Annotated in this window: 2 protein-coding genes; one reads left to right on the top strand and one right to left on the bottom strand. The window is 74.3% G+C overall.

Annotated elements, in window-relative coordinates:
• Positions 1–161: 161 nt before the first annotated feature.
• A complete protein-coding gene (locus E1281_RS41015) occupies positions 162–344 on the bottom strand; it encodes a hypothetical protein (RefSeq protein ID WP_165959330.1) in 183 nt (60 codons plus the stop codon).
• A gap of 184 nt (positions 345–528) precedes the next feature.
• Here E1281_RS41015 and E1281_RS39660 point away from each other — a divergent pair.
• Positions 529–1348: SseB family protein (locus E1281_RS39660; RefSeq protein ID WP_131884810.1), on the top strand; the 820-nt coding region annotated here is incomplete at its 3' end.

Genomic DNA, 1348 nt, shown 5'->3' on the forward strand with positions numbered 1-1348 from the left:
CTCCCGAACCATCCCGGGCTCCCGAACCACCCCGGGCTCCCGAACCACCCCGGGCTCCCGAACCACCCCGGGCTCCCGAACCACCGCAGAGCGCCGAGCCATTGGCGAAGGCGGAACCGCCGTGGCCTGAGCCGCCGCAACCCGAACCGCGACCTTTCGACTCACCGCGGCCGGAGCCGGAGCGTGCTGAAGCAGAGCGCGCTGAAGCAGAGCGCGCTGAACCGGGGCGTTCCGAACCGGAGCGCGCGCACCAGGAGGCGGCGGCGCTCCCCCTGGGCGCGCCCCCCGGCCGGCGCCACGCTGCCAGCCGGCAGCCTGCCGGAGTCGCGATGCGGCTCCCCCATGGAGCCCGCCTCTGGCGCTGGACCGGCGACGGTGAGGAGACGCCCCTCGCGGTCTACGACGCCATCGGCGGCGTCTGGGCGCCGGTAAGGGCGGACGCCGTTCCCGCTCCGCGAACCGAGTGAAGTACCGTTCGGCTACCGTTCAGTACGGCCCCCGCCCCGCGGACGTGAAAGTGGACCCCGAGTGGACTGGAACGACTTCGCCAAACGGCTGACGCTGGAGCTCTCCCGGCTGCCGGTCACGTCGTTCCTCATCGTGCAGGGGCCCAGCGGGCTGCCCTACGTGCAGGCGATGAGGGCGGAGGGCGTGCTCGACTCGGAGGCGGTCAGCAGCGCGTTCCTGCCCCGTCCGCTGGCCCCTCGGCAGGAACGGCGGCTGAGGTCGCTGGGCTGGGAGCCGCCGGACGAGGAGGAGCGCAAGAACTGGTGGCACCAGTTCCCGCTGCGCGATCGCGGCGGTGCCCGCGCCGCGGCCGAGCATCTGGAGGCGTGCGCGCTCCTCGCCGGGTTGATGGTCGGCGCGTTCCGCGACGTCTACCGCGTCGAATCGCCCCTCGAACTCGTCTACCAGGCGAGCCGGTCCGGACCCGAGGGCGGGCCGCTGGCGCTGCCGGGCCTCGGCATCCCGCTGGCCGTCCCCGACGCCGACGCCCGCCCGGCCTCCTCCGCGCGCGCCCCCCGGCCGTCCGGCTCCGCGCTGGAGAGGGCGCTCGCCGAGGCGCGCGAACGCGGCGACCAGCACGCCTACCTGGAACTTCTCGCGCGCGCGGTCCTGTACCTGCCCGCTCCCGGTGATCCCGGGGCCGCCGAGCACCAGTTCGCCACGGCCCAGTTCGGGGACGGCACGTTCGTGCTGGCGTTCACCTCGCCCGAGGCTATGGATCGCTCCCTTCAGGGGCAGGCGGTCCACCACCGGGAGGCGTCGCTGTCGGAGCTGTCCCGCCATTGGCCGCATCCCGACTGGCAACTCGCGGTCAACCCCGGCCTCCCGAGCGCGTCCTACC

This window comes from Actinomadura sp. KC345 (assembly GCF_004348515.1).
In the GTDB taxonomy this organism is placed as follows: Bacteria; Actinomycetota; Actinomycetes; order Streptosporangiales; family Streptosporangiaceae; genus Spirillospora.